This window comes from Bradyrhizobium sp. 195, assembly GCF_023101665.1.
In the GTDB taxonomy this organism is placed as follows: Bacteria; Pseudomonadota; Alphaproteobacteria; order Rhizobiales; family Xanthobacteraceae; genus Bradyrhizobium.
The window spans coordinates 3,746,782-3,768,798 of sequence record NZ_CP082161.1 but is presented as its reverse complement, the minus strand read 5'-3'; the positions used below and the strand labels follow the sequence as shown (position 1 = coordinate 3,768,798).

Below are 22,017 nucleotides of genomic sequence, written 5' to 3'. Positions count from 1 at the left end.
GGAGAACGCCATGTCGACACTTGCCTATACCGATGAGCAAAAAGCCAAAGCCAGCCTTCGCCCCTCACGGCAGGCAATCAAACGTGCCGCCCTGGCGTTGGCGGCGGCGCTCGGCGTCGCAGCCGCCGTCGATTTCGGCCACTACTACCTCACCACCGGCCGCTATCTTGAAACGACCGACGACGCCTATGTCAAAGCCGATTCCACGATCGTCGCGCCGAAGGTTTCGGGTTATATCGGCGAAGTCCTCGTTACCGATAACGAGCCGGTCAAGGCCGGGCAATTGCTGGCGCGAATCGACGATCGCGATTTCAGGGCCGCGGTCGATCAGGCCCGCGCCGACGTCGCGGCGTCGGATGCAGCGGTGCGTAACCTCAATGCGCAGATCGAATTGCAGGAACCTGTCATCCAGCAGCAGGCTGCTCTGGTCGAGGCCAGCGAAGCCGGGCTGAAGTTCGCGCGGGAAGAACAGGCCCGCTACGACGGCTTGATGAAGTCGGGTTCCGGCACCATTCAGCGCGCACAGCAGACCGACGCGGCGCTACGCGAGAAGTCCGCTCAGTTGATCGGCGAGAAGTCGGCATTGATCGCCGCCAACAAGCGGATCGAGGTACTCGCCACCGAACGCGCCAAGGCGGCGGCTCAACTCGACCGTGCCCGCGCGGTCGAGCAACAGGCGGCGCTGAACCTCTCCTATACGCAGATCACTGCCCCCGTGGCAGGCACCGTCGGCGCGCGCTCGCTACGCGTGGGCCAGTTCGTGCAGGCCGGCACGCAGTTGATGGCGGTAGTGCCGCTCGATGCCGTGTATGTCGTCGCCAATTTCAAGGAGACCCAGCTCACCCATGTGCGAAACGGTCAGCCGGTCGAACTGTCCATCGACGGTTTCCACGGCACCAGGCTGCGGGGCCGTGTCGACAGCCTCTCGCCGGCCAGCGGCCTCGAATTCGCGCTGCTGCCGCCCGACAACGCCACCGGCAACTTCACCAAGATCGTGCAGCGCGTGCCGGTCAAGATCGTGCTCGACGATCACGATCTGAAAGGCCTGCTGCGTCCGGGCATGTCGGCCGAGCCCACCGTCAACACCAAGTCGGCAGCCGTTGCCGCGCGTGAAGCGAAAAGGCGCCTCGCCTCGCGCGGCCCGAGCGCCACGGCTGAATGAATCCGGGTCGTGGACAGTGTCATGAGCACGCTGCAAACCGCCGCCGATGCAAATCCCGCCGGTGAAGGCCGGACAACGGCGGCGCCGGCGGCTCCCGCCGTCTCCGCAAAAACCTGGATCGCGGTGGTCGGCGCCACGCTCGGCGCCTTCATGGCGGTGCTCAACATCCAGATCGTTAACGCCTCACTCGCCGACATTCAGGGCGCGATCGGCGCTGGAACCGACGACGGCGGCTGGATCTCGACCTGGTACCTGATCGCTGAGATCGTGGTAATCCCGCTCTCCGGCTGGCTTGCCCAGGTATTCTCGATCCGGGTGTATCTTCTCACTAACGCGATCCTGTTTCTGCTGTTCTCGGCGGCCTGCGCACTGGCGCAAAACCTGCCGCAGATGATCGTGCTGCGCGCCGTGCAGGGCTTTACCGGCGGTGTGCTGATCCCGATGGCGTTCACGCTCATCATCACGCTGCTGCCGAAGGCGAAGCAGCCGATCGGGCTCGCGCTGTTTGCAATCTCCGCGACGTTCGCCCCCGCGATCGGCCCCACGATCGGCGGCTATCTGACCGAGAACTGGGGCTGGGAATATATTTTCTACGTCAACCTGGTGCCCGGCACGGTGATGATTGCGATGCTGTGGTTCTCGCTTGAGCCGGCACCGATGAACCTGTCGCTGCTCGGCGAAGGCGATTGGCCGGGCATCGTTACCATGTCGATCGGCCTGTCCGCGCTGCAGACGGTGCTGGAGGAGGGCAACAAGGACGACTGGTTCGGTTCGCCCTTCATCTTCAGAATGTCGATTATCGCCGCGGTCGCACTGTCTGCCTTCCTGTGGATCGAATTGACAGCGAAGAAACCGTTGCTAAATCTGCGCCTGCTGGCCCGCCGCAATTTCGGCTTCGGCATCCTCGCCAACTTCCTGCTCGGCATCGCACTGTACGGCTCGGTGTTCATCCTGCCGGTCTATCTGTCGCGTATCCAGGGCTACAACGCTGAACAGATCGGCATGGTGCTGGCCTGGACCGGGCTGCCGCAATTGCTGTTCATCCCGCTGGTGCCGCAACTGATGCGGCGTTTCGATGCCCGGATCATCATCGGTATCGGCTTTGCGCTGTTCGCGGCCTCCAACTTCATGAACGTCCACATGACCAATGACTACGCCACCGACCAGTTGTTCTGGCCCAACGTCGTTCGTGCGGTAGGCCAGGCCTTCGTGTTCGCACCGCTGTCGGCCGTCGCTACTGCGGGCATCGAGGCGGAAAACGCGGGCTCGGCCTCGGGCCTGTTCAACATGATGCGCAACCTCGGCGGCGCCGTCGGCATCGCACTGTTGCAGACATTGCTCACCAAGCGCGAGCAGTATCACTCCAACGTCCTGATGCAGTCGGTCTCGATGCTGGAGCAGGCGACGCAGGCGAGGGTCGAGAAGCTGACGCAATATTTCATCAGCCACGGCGTGATCGATCGCAGCGACGCTGCCCACCGGGCTTATGTCGCGATCGGCAGGGTCGTGCAGAAGCAGGCGTTCATCCTCGCCTTCAGCGACATGTTCTTCCTGCTCGGTGCCGCGCTGATCGTGGCACTCGCGGCCTCCATGATGCTGAAGAAACCCGGCCAGCTCGATGCCGGCGGCGCCCACTGATCATCGTTTCAACCCACACCTCAAGGCAGGCGTCGAAAGCAATTCCGATGTTGAAGGACAAGGTGGCCATCATCACCGGCTCGACCAGCGGCATTGGCCTGGGAATTGCGCGAGAACTGGCGCGGCTCGGCGCTGACCTCGTCCTGAACGGGTTCGGCGAACCAGGCGAGATCGAGGCGATCCGCAACGGTATCGAGAGCAACCACGGCGTGCGCGCCGTCTACGACGGTGCCGACATGTCGAAGGCAGATGCGGTGCGCGGATTGATTTCGGCGACGGTCGAGCGATTCGGTCGTCTCGACATCCTGGTGAACAATGCCGGCATCCAGTTCACCGCCCCGGTCGATGAGTTCCCGACCGCCAAGTGGGATGCAATCCTGGGAATCAATCTGTCGGCCGCGTTCCACAGTATTGCGATAGCGGTGCCCCAGATGAAAAAGCAGCGTTGGGGACGGATCGTCAACATCGCCTCCACCCATGGCCTCGTCGCTTCAACACACAAAGCCGCCTACGTCGCCGCCAAGCACGGGCTGGTCGGCCTGACCAAGGTGGTCGGCCTGGAGACGGCCGGAAGCGGCGTTACCTGCAATGCGGTCTGCCCCGGCTGGGTGCGAACGCCTCTGGTTGAAAAGCAAATCAGCGACATCGCCGCGCAACGCGGCATCAGTCAACAGCAAGCCGTCGAGGAGTTGCTGTCCGAGAAACAACCGTCGCTCGATTTTGCTTCCCCAGAGCAACTTGGAGGCACCGTCGCCTTTCTGTGTTCACCGGCAGCGGACCAGATCACGGGAACAACGATCTCCGTCGATGGTGGCTGGACCGCGCAATAGCCGGGGCTGGCTGAGCCATGGCGCGGACCGTCAAGATAGGAGCAGCCAAAAAATGACTATGCTGGTGAGAGACTCCCGCGCCTTCGCAAGGACACCGGACGCAGCGGATGACGCAGCAGAGCTGTCGCGGCTTCAGGCTCGGCTGCCGCTGTTGCTCAGCATGATCGCCGGAATGGTCGACGCCACCGGCTTCTTCACCCTGGGTCATGTCTTCACTGCGCATGTGACCGGCAATATCGTACTGGCCGCCGGCGTGGCCGTGGACGGCGGCTCGTTTCACTGGGCGCAGCTATTGGCTATTCCGGTCTTCATGCTGGCGCTGGGGAGCGTCTGGCTGGTTGCGCAGGCTTCGCACCGGCATGGTCCAAGCCTCGCGCGGCTGTTGCTGCTGGTTCAATTTCTGCTGCTTGCCGCACTCCTGATCTTTTGCGTCACTACCAAGGCATCGGCCGACCCGGTCGGACTGCTGGCCGGCACGGCCGCAATGATCGCGGTGGCCGCCATGGCCTGCCAGTACGCCCTGCTCCGCCTGGCGGTGCCCGGCGCGATCTCGACGGCGGTGATGACCGGCAATCTGGCCAACGCGGTCTTGTCAACGATGGACTTGCTGACCGACCGACATCCCTTGCTGCCGCACGATTCGACCCCGCTGAATCGCTCGCTGGGTCGCCTGTTCGGATTCGTCTTCGGATGTGTCGTTGCAGCAGCAGCAACTTCACTGGCAGGAGATTGGGCCTGGTCCCTTCCGGCCGCACTGGCCGCTGTTGCGATCGCGGTGCGTTAGCGGCTGCCGGCGAGGCTGCAATCGCGCCCAGCTATCCCTTCGCCCGCACAGCCAATGAGGCCGGCGCTGCAAGCAGCGGGATTTTCGAATATATCGTGACGTCGTCCTGACCGAGTGCACCTGATCGCCCGAGGCGCCTATTCACAAGGCTTGCTCCCGTTGGCTGTAGCGAGATTTTTCTTGATCTCCCGGTGCACACGTCGTGCACACACCACCTTCTAAGCGATTGAAAAGCTTGATCTCTCGGTCCAATCCATCATCGGCCAATTTGAGCTAACCGGCGCCGAGGGGGTCAAAATAGAACAAGTCAAGGATAGCCAATGCTGCGGAGTGTTACCGCTTTTGCCCTTACCAAGTTCGCTCATCGCGCCATTGACGGGAATCCGTTGAGTCACCTGTTACGCTCAACTTGTCTCATGCACACGGTCGCTTTCACCTCTCCCTCAAGCTCTCCTGCCGATACCTCAACAGCGGCGACATCACATACTCCATGATCCGCCGCCGTCCCGTCTTGATCTCCACCGTCACCGCCATGCCGGGTGCAAGGTTCCTCGCTGCTGGAGCCGCGCGGCACGATCATCATCAGTTGCTGCGCCGGCCATCCACATCAGCCGCCAAAAGCCGCCTGGGCCTCGGGAAGATCCCAGATCTTGCCGATCGCAGCCGTCCCTGCCGATGTTATCGCGGCCTCATCGCCACGAACGTAGCGACCGGCGTCGATGAGCACGCAGCCATCGACCATGACCATATCGATGTTGGCGCGGTTGGCCAGCGCAACCAGTGCGCGCCTGACATCGAAGAGCGGCTGCAAATGCGGATGGGTGAGATCGACGACCGTGAGATCGGCGGTCGCACCCGGCGCAATCCTGCCGAGATCCGGCCGCTTGATGACGTCGGCCGCGGTTGCGGTGATCGACTCAATCAGTTCAGGCGAGTTGGCAACATCAGCGCACTGCGACACGATCTTGGAGATCAGTGAGGCTGCGTTGAGCTCGCCGAGCAAATCCATGTTGTAGCCGTCGGTGCCGACGACGGTCCGCACGCCATGCTCGGCAAAGCGGCTGAACGCGGCCGTGACGCCGGCGCGCGCAAACACGCGCGGGCAATTCAGCACAGTGGCCCCGCGCGCCGCCATCAATTTCAGATCGTCATCGGTCGACGCGATGCAGTGCGCCGCCAACAAGTCCGGCGCCAGGAGACCAAGCCAGTCGAGATATTGCGCCGGCGTGCGCCCCCCATAGCGCTTGCCAATGGTCTCGACCTCGGCGCGGCTCTGCGCCAGATGCGTCGTGATGGGAACACCGAGTTCGCGCGCACGCTCCGCACAGGCTTTCAAGAGATCCGGACCGCAGGTGTCGGTCGCATGCGGGCTCATGGCGAGACTGATGCGCCCGTCGCCACAACCGTTCCAGCGCTGATACTGCGCGTCCCAGGTCGCCATATCGGCTGCGCCGTCGTCGCCGGCATAGCGGACCACGCCGTCCGCACCGGCCTTGGCGTCGGAGGTTGAGAACAGATAGGGCGCCCCGTAGAAACGGATACCCATCTCTTCCGCCGCGTCGAACATTTCCGGAATCGTGTTGCGGAACGGCTCCATCACCGTAGTTGCGCCACCCTTCAGGAGCTGGAGGATGCCGAGGCGCGCCACCGAAAGCCGCTCCTCCCTCGTCAACAGGTCAGCGCCACGCTTCGTCAGCGGCAGAAGCACCGTGTACACAATGCTCTGATTGTTGCGGCGCCCGTTGCCATCCTCGGTGTGGCTGCGCGCTACTGCCTCGCTAAAGCAGTGATTGTGCAGGTTCATTAGGCCCGGCAACACCAAGCGGCCGGGTTTGTCATAAATCTGCTCCGCGGCGGGACGATCGCGCGTAACCGCGGCGATCTTCCTGTCTTCGATCAACACCCAATGATCGCGCAGGACATGCTGCACGCCGTCCTTGTGTGACAGCACATAGCTACCGAAGATCGCGATCGTGCTCATGCGGGGCGTACGTTCCAGAAGACGGCGGTGCCGTCGAGAATGCCGGTAATGCTCTTGCGGTAGGCGGTCGGCTGCTTGTACTGGCCGATCGGAATATAGGGAATCTCCTCGAAAGCCAGCGCCTGGATCTCACGGCAGATTCGCTGCTGCTCGGCGAGATCGGAGGCTGCCAGCCATTGGCTGCGCAACGCCGCCATCTTGTCGCTCTTGTACCAGCCGGCCACCTTGCCCTCACCGCGCAGGTTGGTATTGCCAGCGGGATTGAGCCAGTCGATGCCTTGCCAGTTGGCGACCGCCGCGCTCCAGCCGCCCTGCCCGATCGGCTCCTTCTTGAGCTGCCGTTGCAGCACGACGGCGAAATCGAGGCCGGCATACTCGACGTTCATCCCGGCCTTTCGCAAGCTGTCGACCGCAATCTCGCCCAACGGTTTCTGGGCCAGCGAATTGGTCGGGACGAGCAGCACGATCTTCTCGCCATTGTAGCCGGCAGCCGCCAGGTCTGCCTTAACCTTGGCGTAATCGCGGAGCCCGCGGAAGACGTCGAGCCCGACATCGCTTGCCATCGGCGTATCCGGCGCAAAGAAGCCGATCGGCGAGTATTGGTGGGCGGGAGCGGTGCCTGCCACGGCCGTCATGAAAGAGGACTGGTCGATCGCGCCGAGCAACGCCCGGCGGACGGCGGGATTGTCGAACGGCGGCTGCAGATGATTGAGGCGCAGCATGCAAGTGTAGCCTCTGGGATCGAGGATCCGCGTCTCGACATCCTCGGCCGCTCGCAGCACCGGCAATAGATCGTGCGGCGTGGTCTCCTGCCAGTCCTGCTCGCCGGTCTGGAGCGCGGCAACGCCGGTGCCGGCATCCGGCGTGGTGGTCCAGACCACGCGGTCGAAATGCACGATCTTCGGGCCGGCGGTCCAGTCCGGCTTGCCTTCGGCGCGTGGCTGATAGCGGTCGAACTTTGCGTAAGCATTGCGCGCGCCCTGCACGCGCTCGTCGGCGAGGTAGCGGAACGGACCGCTGCCGATGACTTCGGTCAGCGGCTTGAACGGATCCTGGCTCGCCAGCCGCTCCGGCATCATGAAGCAGGCATTGATCGCGGCCTTGCCGAGCGCCTGCGGCAGGAGCGGAAACGGCCGCTTGAGGCGGAAGCGGATGGTGCGGTCGTCAGCCCCCGACAGCTCGTCAGTCGCTTCCATGAGCTCGCCGCCAAACCCGTCTCGCGCCGCCCAGCGGCGGATGCTCGCGACGCAATCGCGTGCCAGGACCTTTTCTCCGTCGTGCCAGAACAGGCCATCCCGCAGGGTGAGATCCCACTGCCGGCCGTCGCTCGAGACGACATGGCCCGACAGCATCTGCGGCGAGACCTGAAGCGAGGAGCTGATGCCATAGAGCGTGTCGTAAACCATGAAGCCGTGGTTTCGCGACACTTGCGCGGTCGAATATATTGGATCGACGAAGGCAAGATCGATCACTGGAATGAAGCGCAGCGTGGTCTGCGTTTCGGCACGCACGATCCCCGGCAGCGACAGCGCCGGCACGGCGGCTGCGGCCTTGAGCAGTGAGCGACGGGACACAGGCATCGAAACAAACCTCCTAGGACGCAAAGCGGGCGAGGCGGCCGATCGGCGCGCCCAGCACCTCGTCGTCGCGCATGACGATGTGGCCGCGCACGATGGTGCCGAGCGGCCAGCCGGTGATTGGCTTGCCGGCAAACGGCGTCCAGCCGCAGGGCGAAACGATCCAGGACTCCTCGATGGTCCGCTTCGCCTTCATGTCGACCAGCGTGAAATCGGCATCGTAACCGGCGGCGAGCCGTCCCTTGCCGACAAGGCCGTAGACGCGCGCGGGACCCGCCGCCATGAGGTCGACGAGTCGCGCCAGCGACAGCCGGCCGGCATTGACGTGATCGAGCATCACAGGAACGAGCGTCTGCACGCCGGTCAGCCCCGCGGGACAATCGGGCCAAGGCAATTCCTTGGCGGCGCGCGAATGCGGCGCGTGATCCGAGCCGATGGTGTCGACGACGCCGTCGCGCAACGCGGCCCAGCTCGCCTCGCGGTGGCGCTCGCCCCGGATCGGTGGATTCATCACGCCAAAACCCTTGAGCGTGTCGTAACAGTCCGGCGCGACCTGCGTCAGATGATTGACGAGCACCTCGACAGTCGCGATGTCGCGATGTTCGCGCAAATAGCCGAGCTCTTCCGCGGTCGAGACGTGGAGGATGTGCGCCGGACGGCCGGTCTTGCGCGCCAGCGCCATCAGGCGGCGGGTGCCGAGAAAGGCGCACTCCTCGTCACGCCACTCCATATGCGATCGATGCGGCATGCCGCGCGAGAACATCGGCTTGCGCGCCTGCAGGCGATACTCGTCCTCGCTGTGGAAGGCGATGCGGCGGCGGCCTGCGCGCATGAGCTTTTCGAGATGCTCATCGTCTTCCACAAGCAGAGAAGCGGTCGAAGATCCCGCGAACACTTTGATGGCGCAAACGCCAGCTTCGCTTTCGAGATGCGCAAGCTCGCCGATATTGGTCTTGGCGCCGGCGATGTAGAGGCCGATGTCGCACCAGCTGTGCTCTTCGGCATAGCCTCGCTTCCAGTCGAGCCGCTCCTGATCGATGATCGGCGGGTTGGTGTTGGGCATGTCGAACAGCGTGGCGATGCCGCCGAGCACGGCGCCGCGCGTGCCCGTGCCGAGCGTCTCCACCTTGGCATCGCCGGGGTCACGCAGATGGACGTGGCTGTCGATCAGGCCGGGCAGCACGTGAAGGCCGCGAGCATCGATCACGTGATCGGCGGTGTCGGCCGATGTCGCCGACAGTGTCGCGATCAGGCCACCGGCAATACCGACGTTTGATGTCTCCTCGCCCCAGGGCGTGACGCAGGTGCCGTTCCGGATCAGGAGATCATAATGCATCGTCTGCTCTCATTGTCTCAACAGGACCGCGCCGACGGCGGCGGCGACCGCCTGCTGCGCCGGCTCGACCACGGGCACGCCGATTGCCTGCTCGAGCGCGGAGCGATGCGAGGCCATGCCGGCGCAGCCCATCACCACGACGTCGGCGCCGCGCTGCGTAACCAGCGCACGGCCCGCCTCGATGAGGCGCTCTCGGATATCGGCGCCCGCCGTTTCCGCGGCGCTGGCGCCCACCGACCAGCTTCCGGCATAGCGGGCATCCAACCCCATCTGCCGCACCATGCGCTGCTGGCGTCGGATGCTTTGCGGCGATAGCGCGATGATGCCGAACCGCTCGCCGAGGGTCAACGCCCGCAAAATACCCCATTCGGCGATGCCCATGACGGGACGGCCGCCTGCGGCTTCGCGGACCGCATGCAGGCCGGGATCGCTGAAGCAGGCGATGACGAAAGCATTCGCATCCTCCCGCGCGACGCGGTTCACCAACGGCATGACGACGCTGTCCGCGTCACGCTGCGAGGTGATGCTGGGCGGTCCTTCGGGAAGGCTCACGACCAGTATCTCCGGCCCGCCCGGGATCCGCAACGGCGCCACCGCCTCGTCGATCGCCGCCGTGACCGAAGCCGAGGAGTTCGGATTGATGATCAGGATGCGGCGACGGCTCGATGTCATGACTTGGCTCAAGCAGCTTGGCTCAACGATTGCCCGCTTCGTGGCGCTGGAAGTTTGCGGCAATATCGCGACCGGTTGTGATCCAGAGATCGGGACAGGATTTTGCGTAAGTCAGGAATTCGCGCAACAGCCGAAGCCGCATGGGACGCCCGCTGCATTGCGGATGCAGCACGGTCGTCACCATTGCACCCCAGTCCCTGACCTCGTCGAGTTCGTCCTTCCAGATCGAGAGCACGTGCTCCTTGGGGAAGATTGAGCGCGGGCTGAACCGCGCCGAGAGGCCATGCATCCAGTCGTCGTAGCTCGCAGTGACCGGCAACTCGATCGTGCCCGGCTTGCCGTCAGCGAGGCGATGGCGATACGGCCGGACGTCGTCGCGGAACGACGAAGTATAGACGATGCCGTGGCGCACCAGCGCTTTGCGCAGCTCTTCAGTGAATTCGCCGTAAGGCGCGCGATAGCCGATCGGCTTGACGCCAAGCCGGCGCTTCAGCACCTCGAAGCCGCGCTCGAGCTCTTCCTCGATCCAGGGATCGCCGGGATCCGGCAGGAGATGATGATAGCCGTGATGGCCGATCTCGTGGCCGGCCTTGATGATCGACTCGGCCATCGCCGGATGCGCATCGACCGACCACCCGGTGACGAAGAACGTCGCCTTCAGCTCGAGCTGGTCGAGCAGCTCCAGAAGCTTGGGCGTGCCGACACGCGCTTCATAACCACCATAGCTCATGGTGATCAGGCGCTGCGCGTGAACTGCATCCTTGCTGGTCCAGGCACTTTCCGCGTCCACATCGAACGACAGGAACATCGCCGACGTATAAGGCTTTGGCCAGGGATAGTCGGGTGCGGGATCGGCGGTGTTGGCCGGGGTGAGCGGGATGCTCGCAAGTGCCTTACTGTCCAGCATTGATAGTCGCCTTCTCAATCCCGTTATCGGTCAACTTCCATTTCGCAAGCAACGCACGATAGGTGCCATCCGCGATCAGCGCATCGACCGCCTGCGCCATCGCCTCTTGCAATGTCTTCTCCTTGATGGGCAGCGCGATTCCGGTGAGCTGCTGCGCGATGGTCTCGCCGACCGGCGCGTAGACGCCGGGTTCGAGATCCATGAGATAGGGCAGCGTCTCGTTGCCCTGCACGGCGGCATCGATACGGCCTTGCCTGAGCTGGTTGCGGGCATCGCCCGAGCCGTCTGTGCCTACGAAGACGATCGGATTGCTGGCACAGTTCTTCTCGCTCCATGCCGCAATCTGCGCCGGGAACGAGGTGCGGCGGCTGGCGCCGACCTTCTTGCCGCAGAGCGCAGCCATGTCCTTGAACTCGGTCGCGCGGGACTGCTGCACGAAGAAGCGTGGACCGCTGCGCAGGTAATCGACGAAGGTCGCTGTCTCGTGCCGGCTCGCATAGTCTGTGAAGCCCGACAGCACCGCATCCACCCGTCCCGTCGAGATCGACGGCATGAACTCGGCGAAGCTGGTCTCCTGCCATTCAATCTTGACGCCGAGCTTGCGGCCGATCGCCTCCCCGAGATCGACGTCAAAGCCGGAGAGCGCATTGGTGGCGGGATCGCGAAACTCCATGGGCGGATAGTTCGGAACCAGCGCGACCTTGAGGCTGCCGCGTTTGGCGATCTCCGGCGGCAGCTCGATCGCCCTTGCCGAAACACCCGCGGCCAGCAACAGTGCCGCCGCAACAACAAGTCTCTTCATCAAACCGCCCCCATATCAGATCACCGCCGAGAGAAAAGCCTTGGTGCGCGCCTCCCGCGGCGCGCCGAGAATCTCGGACGCCGGCCCCTGCTCGACGATCGCGCCGTGATCCATATAGACAACGCGGTCGGCGACCTCGCGCGCGAAGCCGAGCTCATGCGTCACCACCATCATGGTCATGCCGCTCCGCGCCAGTTCCTTCATGACCGCGAGCACCTCGCCGACGAGCTCGGGGTCGAGCGCGCTGGTCGGCTCGTCGAACAGCATCAGCATTGGCTTCATGGCCAGTGCGCGGGCGATCGCGACGCGCTGCTGCTGGCCACCGGAAAGCTGCGCAGGATAAGACTGCGCCTTAGCCGACAGCCCGACGCGCCTGAGCAGCTCGATGGCCTCTGCGCGCACCTCGTCCGGCTTGCGGCCCTGCACCTGCACCGGGCCTTCGGTGATGTTCTCCAGCGCCGTCTTGTGCGGGAACAGGTTGAAGCGCTGGAATACCATGCCGGTCTTCAGCCGCTGCTTCGCGATCTGCCGCTCGGTCAGGCGGTGCAGACGTCCGCCCTCTTCCCGCACGCCGAGCAACTCACCGGCGAGCCAGATGCCGCCACTGTCGATCGCGGTGAGCTGATTGATGCAGCGAAGCAGCGTGGTCTTGCCCGAGCCGGAAGCGCCGATCAAGCACATCACCTTCCCGGCCCAGACATCCAGCGAGACGTCCTTGAGAGCCTGAAACTCGCCAAAGGCCTTGCTGACGGAGCGGATCGCGACAAGGGGCTTTGTCATCGGACGAACTGCATGGTGCCGCGGGCAAAGCGTCGCTCGAGCAGCATCTGAAGCGGCGTCAAGATCGACACCACGAGAAGATACCAGAGACCGGCAACGATCAGGAGCTCGATCACGCGGGAATTGGCGTAGTAGATGTTCTCGGCGTTATGCAGCACCTCCGGATACTGGATGACGCTGGCGAGCGAGGTGGCCTTCACCAAGCCGATGAACTCGTTTCCGATCGGCGGGATCACCACCCGCATCGCCTGCGGCAGGATGATCCGGCGCAGCGCACGCAGCCGCCCCATGCCGATGGCCTGCGCAGCTTCGTACTGCCCGACGTCAACCGACAGCATCCCCGCCCGCATCACTTCGGACGTGTAGGCGCCCTGGTTGATGCCGAGCCCGAGCAGAGCGGAGAGAAACGGCGTCATGATGTCGACGGCCCGCGCGCTCCACAGGCCGGGAATGCCGATGGTCGGAAACACCAGCGCGAGATTGAACCACAACAGGAGCTGGAGGATCAGCGGCGTGCCGCGGAACAGCCAGGTGTAGCCGGCGGCGACCGATTTCAGCACCGGATTGGGCGAGAGACGCATGATCGCGACCACAACGCCGAGAAAGATGCCGAGCGCCATGGCGAGCACGGCCATCACCATCGTGTTGACGATGCCTTCCAGGATGACTTTGGCGGTCAGGAAGCGGCTGACGTAGGACCATTCGATCTGGCCGTTCGCGAACGCGCGGGCGATGGCGACAAGCACGAGAACGATTAGGGCCGCGCTGAACCAGCGGAACCAGTGCGGCTCGCGCGCAACATGCATCCCGGAGAGATCGGGAAATCCTTCAGCGAGGGCGGGCGCTGCCTTCATTGCGGAGCCGCGTTCATCAAGGGCTCGGCGACTGCGTTCGCGCCCAGCCCCCATTTGTCGAGGATGGCCTTGTAGCTCCCGTCGGCGATCATCGCGCTGAGCTTTTCCGTCACCACCTCGCGCAAGACGACGTCATCCTTGCGGAACATGATGCCCTGATAACCTTTGGCGAAGGGCTCGCCGACGAGGCGATATTTTCCGGCCTCCTGCGATTGGGCATATGGCAAGGTCTCGCTGCCCTGCACCGCAGCGTCGATGCGGCCCTGCTTGAGCTGGTTGCGCACGTCGATCGAATTCTCGCCGGGAACGTATTGGATGGCAGGCTTGCCGGCCGCCTCGCAATTCTGCTTGCTCCACTTGTCGATCTCGACGGGAAAGCTCGTGCTGCGCGTCGTGCCGACCTTCTTGCCACAGAGATCGGTGGCAGCCTTGGCCTCGCTCTCCGCCATCACGAAAAACTGCGGACCTGTCGTCAGATAGTCGATGAAATCCGCGGTCTCGCGCCGCGAGCTGCGGTCGGAAATGCCCGAGATGATGAAATCGGCCCGCTTGGTCTGGAGCGAGGGGATCAGCTCGGCGAAGGGCGTCTCGCTCCAGACGATCTTGAGGCCACCGAGCCGCTTGGCCAACTCGCCCGCGAGATCGATGTCGAGCCCCACGAGCTCGTTCGTCGCGGGATCACGATATTCCATCGGCGCGTAGGTCGAATTGACCGTGAGCCGCAATGTGCCGGCCTGCTTGATCTCTGACGGCAGCTCGGCCGCCTGCGCCGAACTGATGGCGAAAAGCGCCGCGAAGCCGGTGAACATCGGGAAGCGTATCATGTCAGGTCCTTGCCCGCGCCGTGAATCAATCCGCATCGAGAACGGCCGGCTCGATGACGCCGGCGCGCTCCGTGATCACTCTGTATTGCTCCGGCCGCCGGTGGGCGGCGAAGTTGAACATCTTGTCCTTCCCCTGCCGGCAGAGATCGAGATCGATGTCGGCGACGATCACCTCGTCCGCCAGGCTCGCTGCCTGCGCCACGATGCGGCCATTGGGATCGACGATGCAGGAGCCACCGATCAGCCCGGAGCCGTCCTCCTCGCCCGCCTTGGCGACCGAGATGGCCCATGTGGCATTCATGTAGGCGTTGGCCTGCGTGACGAGCATTGAATGGAAGGTGCGCAAGGAAGCATCCTCCGTGGTGCCGCCATTGGGATCATAGGCAGCTGAATTGTAGCCGATGCAGACAAGCTCGACGCCCTGAAGGCCGAGCACGCGCCAGGATTCCGGCCAACGACGGTCGTTACAGATCATCATGCCCATGATCGCGTGGCTCCAGGCCGGGCCGGCGCGAAACGCAGGAAAGCCGAGGTCACCATAGTCGAAATAGCGCTTTTCGAGCTGTTGGTAGAGCGCGCCCGGCCGCGGCTCGACCGAACCCGGCAGGTGCACCTTGCGATAGCGGCCGACAACCTCGCCGGCGCGATCGACCAGGATGGCGCAGTTGTAGCGCCGGCCGTCTGCCGTCTGCTCGGCATACCCGACATAGAAGCCAATGCGCAGCGCGCGGGCGCGATCGAACAGTTTTGCGACCTGCGGGTTCGGCATGACGCGCTCGAAATATTGGTCGAGGGCTGCGCCTTCGAGCAGCCAGCGCGGAAAGAAAGTGGTGAAGGCGAGCTCCGGAAACACCACAAGGCTCGCGCCGCGCGCGGCCGCCTCCTCCAACAAGCCAAGCATTCGGGCCAGCGTATGCTCCCGCGTATCGGCTTTTTGCGTCGGCCCCATCTGGGCGGCGGCCGCGCGAAGGACACGAACCAAGACTGCCTCCAATCTGTGCGCGCTGCTGCCTCAATAGGCGACAGAACTCTTTGATACAGCGTGCAAATCCGGCGCCATTAGGCGGAAACGCCGCTGCAAAATCAATTCGCTGTGCTATGATCTTTTGGCCAAGAGTATAATCTGGACTTATATGAACCTGCGCCAGCTCGAGATCCTGCGTGCCGTCATTCGCCACCGCACCACGGTGGCGGCAGCCGATGAGCTCGCGCTCTCGCAGCCGGCCGTCAGCAACGCCCTGAAGTCCATGGAAGCACAAGCAGGCTTTGCGCTGTTCGAGCGCGTCAACAACCGGCTGTTTCCAACCGCCGAGGCTATGGCGCTCTACAAGGAGAGCGAAGCGATCTTCGCGCTGCATGCCAAGCTCGAAAGCCGCGTGCGCGATTTGCGCGAGAATCGGTCCGGACATCTGTCGATCGTGGCGACGCCGCCGCTTGCCTATAGCATCATCCCATCGGCTCTGTCGGCCTTCCTGCGCAGTCGCTCCGAGACCCGGGTGTTCTTCGACGTCCGCCGCTACGAGGGCATCATCGAGGGCGTGCTGAGCCATGTCGCCGAGCTCGGCTTCGCGCTCGGGCTCACACATCATCCGGGCATTGCGCATGAGGTTGTGCACACCGGCGAGATGGTCTGCGTGCTGCCGCCAACACATCCGCTCGCCGCGCAGCCGATCGTCTCCGCGGCTGACCTTGTCGGCCTGCCCTTTATCGGACTCGAGCGCGGAACGCGGCTCGGCGAGGCCGTGCGCGAGAGCTTTGCCCGCGCCGGCGCGCCATTCCAATCGACCGTGGAAGTGCGCTATTGCAACACTGCCTGCGTGTTGGCGGCCGCCGGCGTCGGCGTCGCCGTGGTCGACCCCTTCTCGCCGCGGCAAAACGGCGGCAACGGCCTGGTCGTGCGGCCCTTCGCGCCGGCGACGCAGGCGGTGGCCTATATGCTATGGTCGGAAGCAGAACCCCTGTCGCGCCTCGCCAAGGCCTTCTTGAGCGAAGTGCGGCAAGCAAGCTGTTTACTGAACTGAGTGCCGGCCCGCGGCCTGATCCAGCGCCCGGTCATCGTTGAGAGGCACTGAGCACAAATTTTGCATAATACCGGGTGAAACGAGTGCCCTCATGAACCTCATCAGCCTCGACATCCGCATGCTCCGCTCGCTGATCTCCGTGGTCGAGACCGGCAGCATCACTGAGACCGCGCGACGGCTGGGCCGCACTCAACCAGCGATCACACTGCAATTGCAGCGGCTGGAGGAGCTTACCGGCAAGCAGCTGTTCGAGCATGGTGGCCGCAGGCTGACCTTGACCGACGACGGCACCACCGTCCTCACATACGCCAAGTCCATCCTGAGGTTGCATGACGAGCTGATTTCGCAACTGGCGTCGCAGGAGATCGAAGGCCAGGTCGTGCTTGGTACGCCCGACCTCTATGCGGCGTTCATGCTGCCGCAGATTCTGAGCGTGTTCCGAAAATCCTTCCCGCGCGTTCAGGTCGAGCTGAATTGCGCACTGTCGACACCGCTGGTCGGCCTCGTCAAACGCGGCGATGTCGACATCGCCCTCGTGACCCGCATGAACGACTTCACCGGCGGCCAGGTGGTGCGTCGCGAGCAGCTGGTGTGGATGACGGGCGAGCAATCCGCCGCGCACCAAGAGCGTCCGATCCCGCTGGCGCTGCTGCCGCCGGGCAACATCTACCGCGATTACGCCATCGATACGCTGGAACGCGCCAACCTGCGCTGGCGCATCGCCTGCGTCAGCGAAAGCGTCGGGGGACTACAGGCCGCGGCCTTCGCCGGCATGGCCGTCACCGTGCTCGGCCGCAGCGCGCTGGTGCCGGCGATGCGCGAGATCGGGGCCAACGAGGGCCTGCCGCCGCTGCCGAAGATCGAGCTGCTGCTCTACAAATCCAGCGGCGCAACCTCGAAGGCGGCGACCGCGCTGCACGATTATCTCGCGCACTACCTCCGCCTCGACGAAGAGCTCAGCGGCCGCGGCGCGCCGATCGAGCTGGGCTAGGCCGCTAAAAAACTCGAAAACAACCCCATGCACAGTAGAGCGGCCCTTGTTCGCAAAGGGATTTTCGCGTGCTGCTTCTCGCAGAGCCGCGCCGTCTTTTCGTTCGGTACTTGAGTTGACACGTCGGGCAAAACACCTGCACGATTGCATTAAGACCCCTTCACGGGCCCTCCACTGCCCTCACGTAGCGCCACCGGCGGCCAGAACTTCGCCCAGGGCTGCACCTGCTCGAACGCCGCCGCGATACGGAAGATCGTGGGCTCGTCGAGCCAGGGCGCGATGATCTGAAGCCCGATCGGCATGCCATCACGATCGAAGCCGCAGGGCAGCGTCGCCGCAGGGAGACCGGCAAGATTGATCGGCCAGGTAAAGGGCGACCAGCCAAGATGCAGATCGACCTTCCTGCCATCGATGGTATCGACGCCGATCTGGCCAGCCTGGAATGCAGTGACTGCAACAGTCGGCGTCACGAGGGCATCGACGCGTTCGAACAGCTTCACGAAAGCGCTGCGCGCCTGGCCACGGCGGTAGCTCGCTGTGATGTAGTCCGTGCCGCTGTAGTCACGGCCGGCACTGACAACGGCTTGGTAGTCCGTCTCAGAGCTTGCGAGGTCGGCTGCGGATTTGGTCGCGACCGCCGCAGCCTGTTCGGTGAGTGCGATCGGCTTCAGCGTATGCTCGAGAATTCCGGGATCGAGATCCGGCCCATCCATAGTGACCCGCGCGCCACAGGAATCGAGAATGGCGAGCGCCTTGTCAAACGCTGCGCACACGTCCGGGCTGACGGCGGCATAGCCGAGATCGGCGCTGGCGCCGATACGAACACCATCCAGGCGCCCAGCATTCGCATCGAAGCAGCGCCTGGACACCGGAAGACTCGCGGCATCACGCACATCGTAGCCGGCGATGATCCCGAGCGTCAGCGCAGCGTCCGAAACGGTGCGCGTGATCGGCCCGGTATGGGCAAGCGAAGCCCAGGACGGCGGCGAGAAGCCCGGCGAGCGCGGCACGAGGCCGAAGGTCGGCTTCAAGCCGAACACGCCGCAGAAGGAGGACGGCACACGGATCGAGCCGACACCGTCAGTGCCAATCGCGATCGGACCGCAGCCGGCGGCAACGCCTGCCGCCGCGCCGCCGCTCGACCCCCCACTGGTGCGACCAGGATTCCAGGGATTGCGCGTGATACCTGTGACAGGGCTATCCGCCGTCAACTTATAGCCGGACTCGCAGGTCGTGGTCTTGCAGGTAATGATCGCGCCGGCCGCCTTCAGCGCCGACACAACCGCGGCATCGTCCTCGGGCACAAAGCCTTTGTTCATCGGCGAGCCGGCATAGGCCGGCACGCCCGCGACGAAGACGAGGTCCTTGATCGTCACCGGCACGCCGGCGAGCGGCCCCTTGGCCTCACCGGCGCGCATCTCCTTCGTGAGACGGTCGGCCTCTGCCCTCGCCTGCTCGTACATGGGCGTCACAACCGCGTTGCAGGCCTCGTTCGTCGCCTGAAGCGCGGCGATGGTCTCGTCGACGACATCGCGCGGCGTGAAGGCCTTGCGCCGGTAGCCGGCCATGATGTCGGTTGCAGAAAGCGCGCCAAGGCCAGTCGGCGCCGGCGGAAAGGCCGTTCGGCCGGAACCATCAGTCATCATCAAACCCAGGAGCTAGCTGAGCGCCGCGTCGACGGCGCGCTTGGCCATCACAGTAACGAGATGCGCCCGGTAATCGGCTTCGGCATGGATGTCGGAGGTGAGGCCCTCGGTGTCGATCCTGATCGCCGCAATCGCGGACGGATCGAAATTGCCCGACAGCGCCGCCTCCATCGGCGGCACGCGGAACACGCCGGGCCCAGCACCGGTGACGGCGACGCGAACGCCATCGGCGAACTGCGCGACGAACACGCCAACCAGCGCATAGCGCGAGGCCGGAGCCTTGAATTTTGCGTAGCCGGCCTTGACCGGCACGGGGAAGCGGATCGCAGTGATGATCTCGCCCGGCTCCAACGGGGTTTCGAACAAGCCGCGGAAGAACTTGTCGGCAGCGATCTCGCGCTTACTGGTGACGACGGTGGCGCCAAGGCCGAGCACGCCGGCGGGATAATCAGCAGCCGGATCGTTGTTCGCGACCGAGCCGCCGATGGTGCCGCGACTGCGCACAGCGGGATCGCCGATCATCGAAGCCAGCGCCGCGAGGCCGGGGATTTTGGTCTGCACCAGCCTCGAGCCCGCCACCATCGCATGCGGCGTCATCGCGCCGATGGTGATGGTGGTGCCGCCGTCGGTGATACCCTTGAGGTTTGCGAGCTTCGACAGGTCGACCAGCGCCGGCGGATTGGCCAGCCGTTGCTTCAGCGTCGGGATCAGCGTCATGCCCCCGGCAACCGGCTTACTGTCCTCGATCGAGGTCAGGAGCTTGGCCGCATCCGGAATCTGGTCGGGCTGGTGATAGGCAAATGGTTTCATTGTAGTCCTCCCTATTCCGCCGCGACCGGCAGCGACGCGTTTTGCAGCAGGCGCCAGATCCGGTTCGGGGTCGCCGGCATGTCGACATGCGTGACGCCGAGGTGCGAAAGCGCGTCCACCACCGCATTGATGACGGCGGCCGGCGAGCCGATGGTGCCGACCTCGCCGCAGCCCTTCACACCCATCGGCGTGTGGGTGCAGAGCGTCGAGTGGGTTGCAACCTTCATCATCGGCAGATGATCGGCGCGCGGCATGCAGTAATCCATCAGCGAGCCCGACAGCAACTGGCCGGACCCCTCGTCATAGACCGCGTTCTCAAACAGCGCCTGGCCGACGCCCTGCACGATGCCGCCATGCAGCTGGCCCTCGACGATCATCGGGTTGATCACCGTGCCGACATCATCGACCGCGGTGTAGTTCACGAGGGTGACCGTGCCCGTTTCGGGATCGACCTCGACCTCGGCGATGTGGCAGCCGCCGGGATAGGTGAAGTTGATGGGGTCGTAATAGGCCTGCTCCTCCAGCCCCGGCTCAAGCACCTCGAGCGGATAATCGTGCGGGACATACGCGGCCCCCGCGATCTCCTCGAACGTCTTGATGCGGTCCGTACCGGCGACGGAAAACTTGCCGGCCCCGAACTGGATGTCGGCCTCGGACGCTTCGAGCAGATGCGCGGCGATCTTCTTGCCTTTGACGATCACCTTGTCCGTCGCCTTCGACAGCGCGGCGCCTCCGACGACTAGCGAGCGCGAGCCATAGGTCCCCATGCCGAACTGGACGCGGTCGGTATCACCAAACACGATGTCGACGTTGTCGAATGCGACGCCAAGCTTGTCAGAGACGATCTGGGCGAAGGTCGTCTCGTGGCCCTGCCCGTGATTATGCGTGCCGATCATGACCGTCACCTGCCCCGTCGGATGCACGCGCACCGTGGCGCTCTCGTAGAGACCGCCGCGTGCACCGAGCCGTCCGGCAAAGCGCGATGGCGCAAGGCCGCAAGCCTCGACGTAGGTGGAGTAACCGAGACCGCGGAACTTGCCTTTGCTGGCAGAAGCCGCCTTGCGCACGCCAAAGTTCTTGACGTCGGCTGCGACCAGCGCACCGTCGAGACAGCCTATGGGATCGCCGGAATCGTACTGCACCAGCACCGGTGTCTGATACGGATAGGCCTCCTTCGGGATCATGTTGCGGCGGCGGATCTCGACGCGGTCGATTCCCATCTCGCTCGCTGCGACGTCGACAATGCGCTCCAGCACAAAAGTCGCTTCGGGCCGGCCCGCGCCGCGATAGGCATCGACCGGCACCGTGTTGGTGAACACCACCTTCACGTTGCAGTAGATCGCGGGCGTGGTGTAGACGCCGCCGAGCAGCGGCCCGTAGAGATTGGTCGGGATGTTCGGTCCGAAGGTCGAGAGGTAGCCGCCCATATTGGCGAGCGTGTTGACGCGGAAGGCGAGGAATTTGCCGGTCTCGTCGAGCGCGAGCTCGGCCTCCGTGACGTGATCGCGGCCATGACGATCGGAGACGTAGCCCTCCGAGCGGCTCGCGACCCATTTTACCGGCCGCCTCACGCGCTTGGCGGCCCAGGTAATGACCGCCTCCTCGCCGTAGTGGAACTGCTTGACGCCGAACCCGCCGCCGACATCAGGCGCGACGACGCGCAGCTTGTGCTGAGGGATGTTCAGCACCAGCGCGCCCATCAGGAAACGCACGACGTGCGGGAACTGGCTCGTGGTCCACAGCGTGTAGCGATCGGTGCCCGGCTCGTATTCGGCGATCGCCGCGCGCGGCTCCATGGGATTGCCGATCAGGCGATTGTTGACAAGGCTCAGCTTGGCGACATGCGCCGCCTTCTTGAATGCGGCCTCGACCGCGCCCTTGTCGCCGAGCTCCCAATCGCAGCAGATGTTGTTCGGCACGTCGTCGAACAATTGCGGCGCGTCCGGCCTGATAGCTTCGAGCACGCCGACCACGGAGGGCAGCACCTCGTAGTCGACCTTCAAGAGTTCGGCCGCCGCATTGGCCTGCTCCGGCGTCTCCGCGACGACGAAAGCGACCATGTCGCCGACGAAGCGCACCTTGTCCTGGGCCAACATCGGAAACGGCGGCTCCTTCATCGGCACGCCTTTGGCGTCCGTGATACCCCAACCGCAGGGCAGCGATCCCAGTGCATCGTCGGCGACATCGTCGCCGGTCAGCACCGCTATGACGCCGGGCGAGGCCAGCGCTGCGCTCCTGTCGATGCCGCGCAGCGCCGCATGGCCATGCGGCGCTGCGTACGAACACGCCCGCCGTCATGCCCGGCCGCTTGATGTCGGAGACGTAGTTGCCGCGGCCGGTGAGAAAGCGCTGGTCCTCCTTCCGCTTCGGTGCGGCGCCGATGCCGATCACATTTCCCATGG

The 22,017-nt window shown here is 64.3% G+C and carries 18 protein-coding genes and 1 pseudogene; 6 read left to right on the top strand and 13 right to left on the bottom strand.

The window, feature by feature from the left end; all coding sequences use genetic code 11:
* Positions 1-10 precede the first annotated feature (10 nt).
* From IVB26_RS17185 to IVB26_RS17170, 4 genes are all read left to right on the top strand, one after another.
* Entirely contained in the window at positions 11-1,162 is a 1,152-nt protein-coding gene (locus IVB26_RS17185) for an HlyD family secretion protein (RefSeq protein WP_247972730.1), read from the top strand.
* A gap of 21 nt (positions 1,163-1,183) precedes the next feature.
* Complete coding sequence (locus IVB26_RS17180; protein WP_247972729.1) at positions 1,184-2,800, top strand: MDR family MFS transporter; 1,617 nt, start codon at positions 1,184-1,186, stop codon at positions 2,798-2,800.
* Between the two features lie 47 nt (positions 2,801-2,847).
* Positions 2,848-3,630 carry a 3-hydroxybutyrate dehydrogenase gene (locus tag IVB26_RS17175; protein ID WP_247972728.1) on the top strand — a complete coding sequence of 261 codons (783 nt, stop codon included), beginning with the start codon at positions 2,848-2,850 and terminating at the stop codon, positions 3,628-3,630.
* A 172-nt stretch (positions 3,631-3,802) separates the two neighbouring features.
* On the top strand, positions 3,803-4,414 hold the full coding sequence (locus tag IVB26_RS17170; protein ID WP_247972727.1) for a DUF1275 family protein: 612 nt from the start codon (positions 3,803-3,805) through the stop codon (positions 4,412-4,414).
* A 607-nt stretch (positions 4,415-5,021) separates the two neighbouring features.
* Here IVB26_RS17170 and IVB26_RS17165 read toward each other — a convergent pair.
* The 10 genes from IVB26_RS17165 to IVB26_RS17120 are packed head-to-tail and all read right to left on the bottom strand — an operon-like array spanning position 5,022 to position 15,096.
* On the bottom strand, positions 5,022-6,395 hold the full coding sequence (locus tag IVB26_RS17165) for an amidohydrolase family protein (protein WP_247972726.1): 1,374 nt from the start codon (positions 6,393-6,395) through the stop codon (positions 5,022-5,024).
* A complete protein-coding gene (locus IVB26_RS17160) occupies positions 6,392-7,975 on the bottom strand; it encodes an ABC transporter substrate-binding protein (RefSeq protein WP_247972725.1) in 1,584 nt (527 codons plus the stop codon). Before IVB26_RS17160 ends, IVB26_RS17165 begins: the two co-directional genes overlap by 4 nt.
* A 13-nt stretch (positions 7,976-7,988) precedes the next feature.
* Positions 7,989-9,308 carry a dihydroorotase gene (locus tag IVB26_RS17155; protein ID WP_247972724.1) on the bottom strand — a complete coding sequence of 440 codons (1,320 nt, stop codon included), beginning with the start codon at positions 9,306-9,308 and terminating at the stop codon, positions 7,989-7,991.
* Between the two features lie 9 nt (positions 9,309-9,317).
* Positions 9,318-9,980 (bottom strand): aspartate/glutamate racemase family protein, encoded by a 663-nt coding sequence (locus tag IVB26_RS17150; RefSeq protein ID WP_247972723.1) that lies wholly within the window; start codon positions 9,978-9,980, stop codon positions 9,318-9,320.
* A gap of 22 nt (positions 9,981-10,002) precedes the next feature.
* Complete coding sequence (locus IVB26_RS17145; RefSeq protein WP_246929805.1) at positions 10,003-10,887, bottom strand: polysaccharide deacetylase family protein; 885 nt, start codon at positions 10,885-10,887, stop codon at positions 10,003-10,005.
* The gene (locus IVB26_RS17140) at positions 10,874-11,689 is read right to left on the bottom strand and encodes an ABC transporter substrate-binding protein (protein ID WP_247972722.1); all 816 of its coding nucleotides are present in this window, start codon (positions 11,687-11,689) and stop codon (positions 10,874-10,876) included. Before IVB26_RS17140 ends, IVB26_RS17145 begins: the two co-directional genes overlap by 14 nt.
* 15 nt (positions 11,690-11,704) lie before the next feature.
* Positions 11,705-12,469 (bottom strand): amino acid ABC transporter ATP-binding protein, encoded by a 765-nt coding sequence (locus IVB26_RS17135; protein WP_247972721.1) that lies wholly within the window; start codon positions 12,467-12,469, stop codon positions 11,705-11,707.
* Positions 12,466-13,323 (bottom strand): amino acid ABC transporter permease, encoded by an 858-nt coding sequence (locus tag IVB26_RS17130; RefSeq protein ID WP_247972720.1) that lies wholly within the window; start codon positions 13,321-13,323, stop codon positions 12,466-12,468. The genes IVB26_RS17135 and IVB26_RS17130 overlap by 4 nt, the downstream gene beginning before the upstream one ends.
* Positions 13,320-14,147, bottom strand: a complete 828-nt coding sequence (locus IVB26_RS17125) for an ABC transporter substrate-binding protein (protein ID WP_247972719.1) — start codon at positions 14,145-14,147, stop codon at positions 13,320-13,322. The genes IVB26_RS17130 and IVB26_RS17125 overlap by 4 nt, the downstream gene beginning before the upstream one ends.
* A 25-nt stretch (positions 14,148-14,172) precedes the next feature.
* Positions 14,173-15,096, bottom strand: a complete 924-nt coding sequence (locus IVB26_RS17120) for an N-carbamoyl-D-amino-acid hydrolase (RefSeq protein WP_247973193.1) — start codon at positions 15,094-15,096, stop codon at positions 14,173-14,175.
* Between the two features lie 184 nt (positions 15,097-15,280).
* Between IVB26_RS17120 and IVB26_RS17115 the strand changes: the two genes are divergently transcribed.
* Entirely contained in the window at positions 15,281-16,168 is an 888-nt protein-coding gene (locus tag IVB26_RS17115) for a LysR family transcriptional regulator (protein WP_247972718.1), read from the top strand.
* Between the two features lie 91 nt (positions 16,169-16,259).
* Entirely contained in the window at positions 16,260-17,159 is a 900-nt protein-coding gene (locus IVB26_RS17110) for a LysR substrate-binding domain-containing protein (protein ID WP_246918367.1), read from the top strand.
* Positions 17,160-17,308: 149 nt separating this feature from the next.
* Here IVB26_RS17110 and IVB26_RS17105 read toward each other — a convergent pair whose 3' ends face one another.
* The 3 genes and pseudogenes from IVB26_RS17105 to IVB26_RS17095 form a co-directional block, all read right to left on the bottom strand.
* Positions 17,309-18,802 carry an amidase gene (locus IVB26_RS17105; RefSeq protein WP_247972717.1) on the bottom strand — a complete coding sequence of 498 codons (1,494 nt, stop codon included), beginning with the start codon at positions 18,800-18,802 and terminating at the stop codon, positions 17,309-17,311.
* A gap of 15 nt (positions 18,803-18,817) precedes the next feature.
* The gene (locus IVB26_RS17100) at positions 18,818-19,615 is read right to left on the bottom strand and encodes an FAD binding domain-containing protein (protein WP_247972716.1); all 798 of its coding nucleotides are present in this window, start codon (positions 19,613-19,615) and stop codon (positions 18,818-18,820) included.
* An 11-nt stretch (positions 19,616-19,626) separates the two neighbouring features.
* Positions 19,627-22,015, bottom strand: a pseudogene (locus IVB26_RS17095) (xanthine dehydrogenase family protein molybdopterin-binding subunit).
* Between the last annotated feature and the right edge of the window lie 2 nt (positions 22,016-22,017).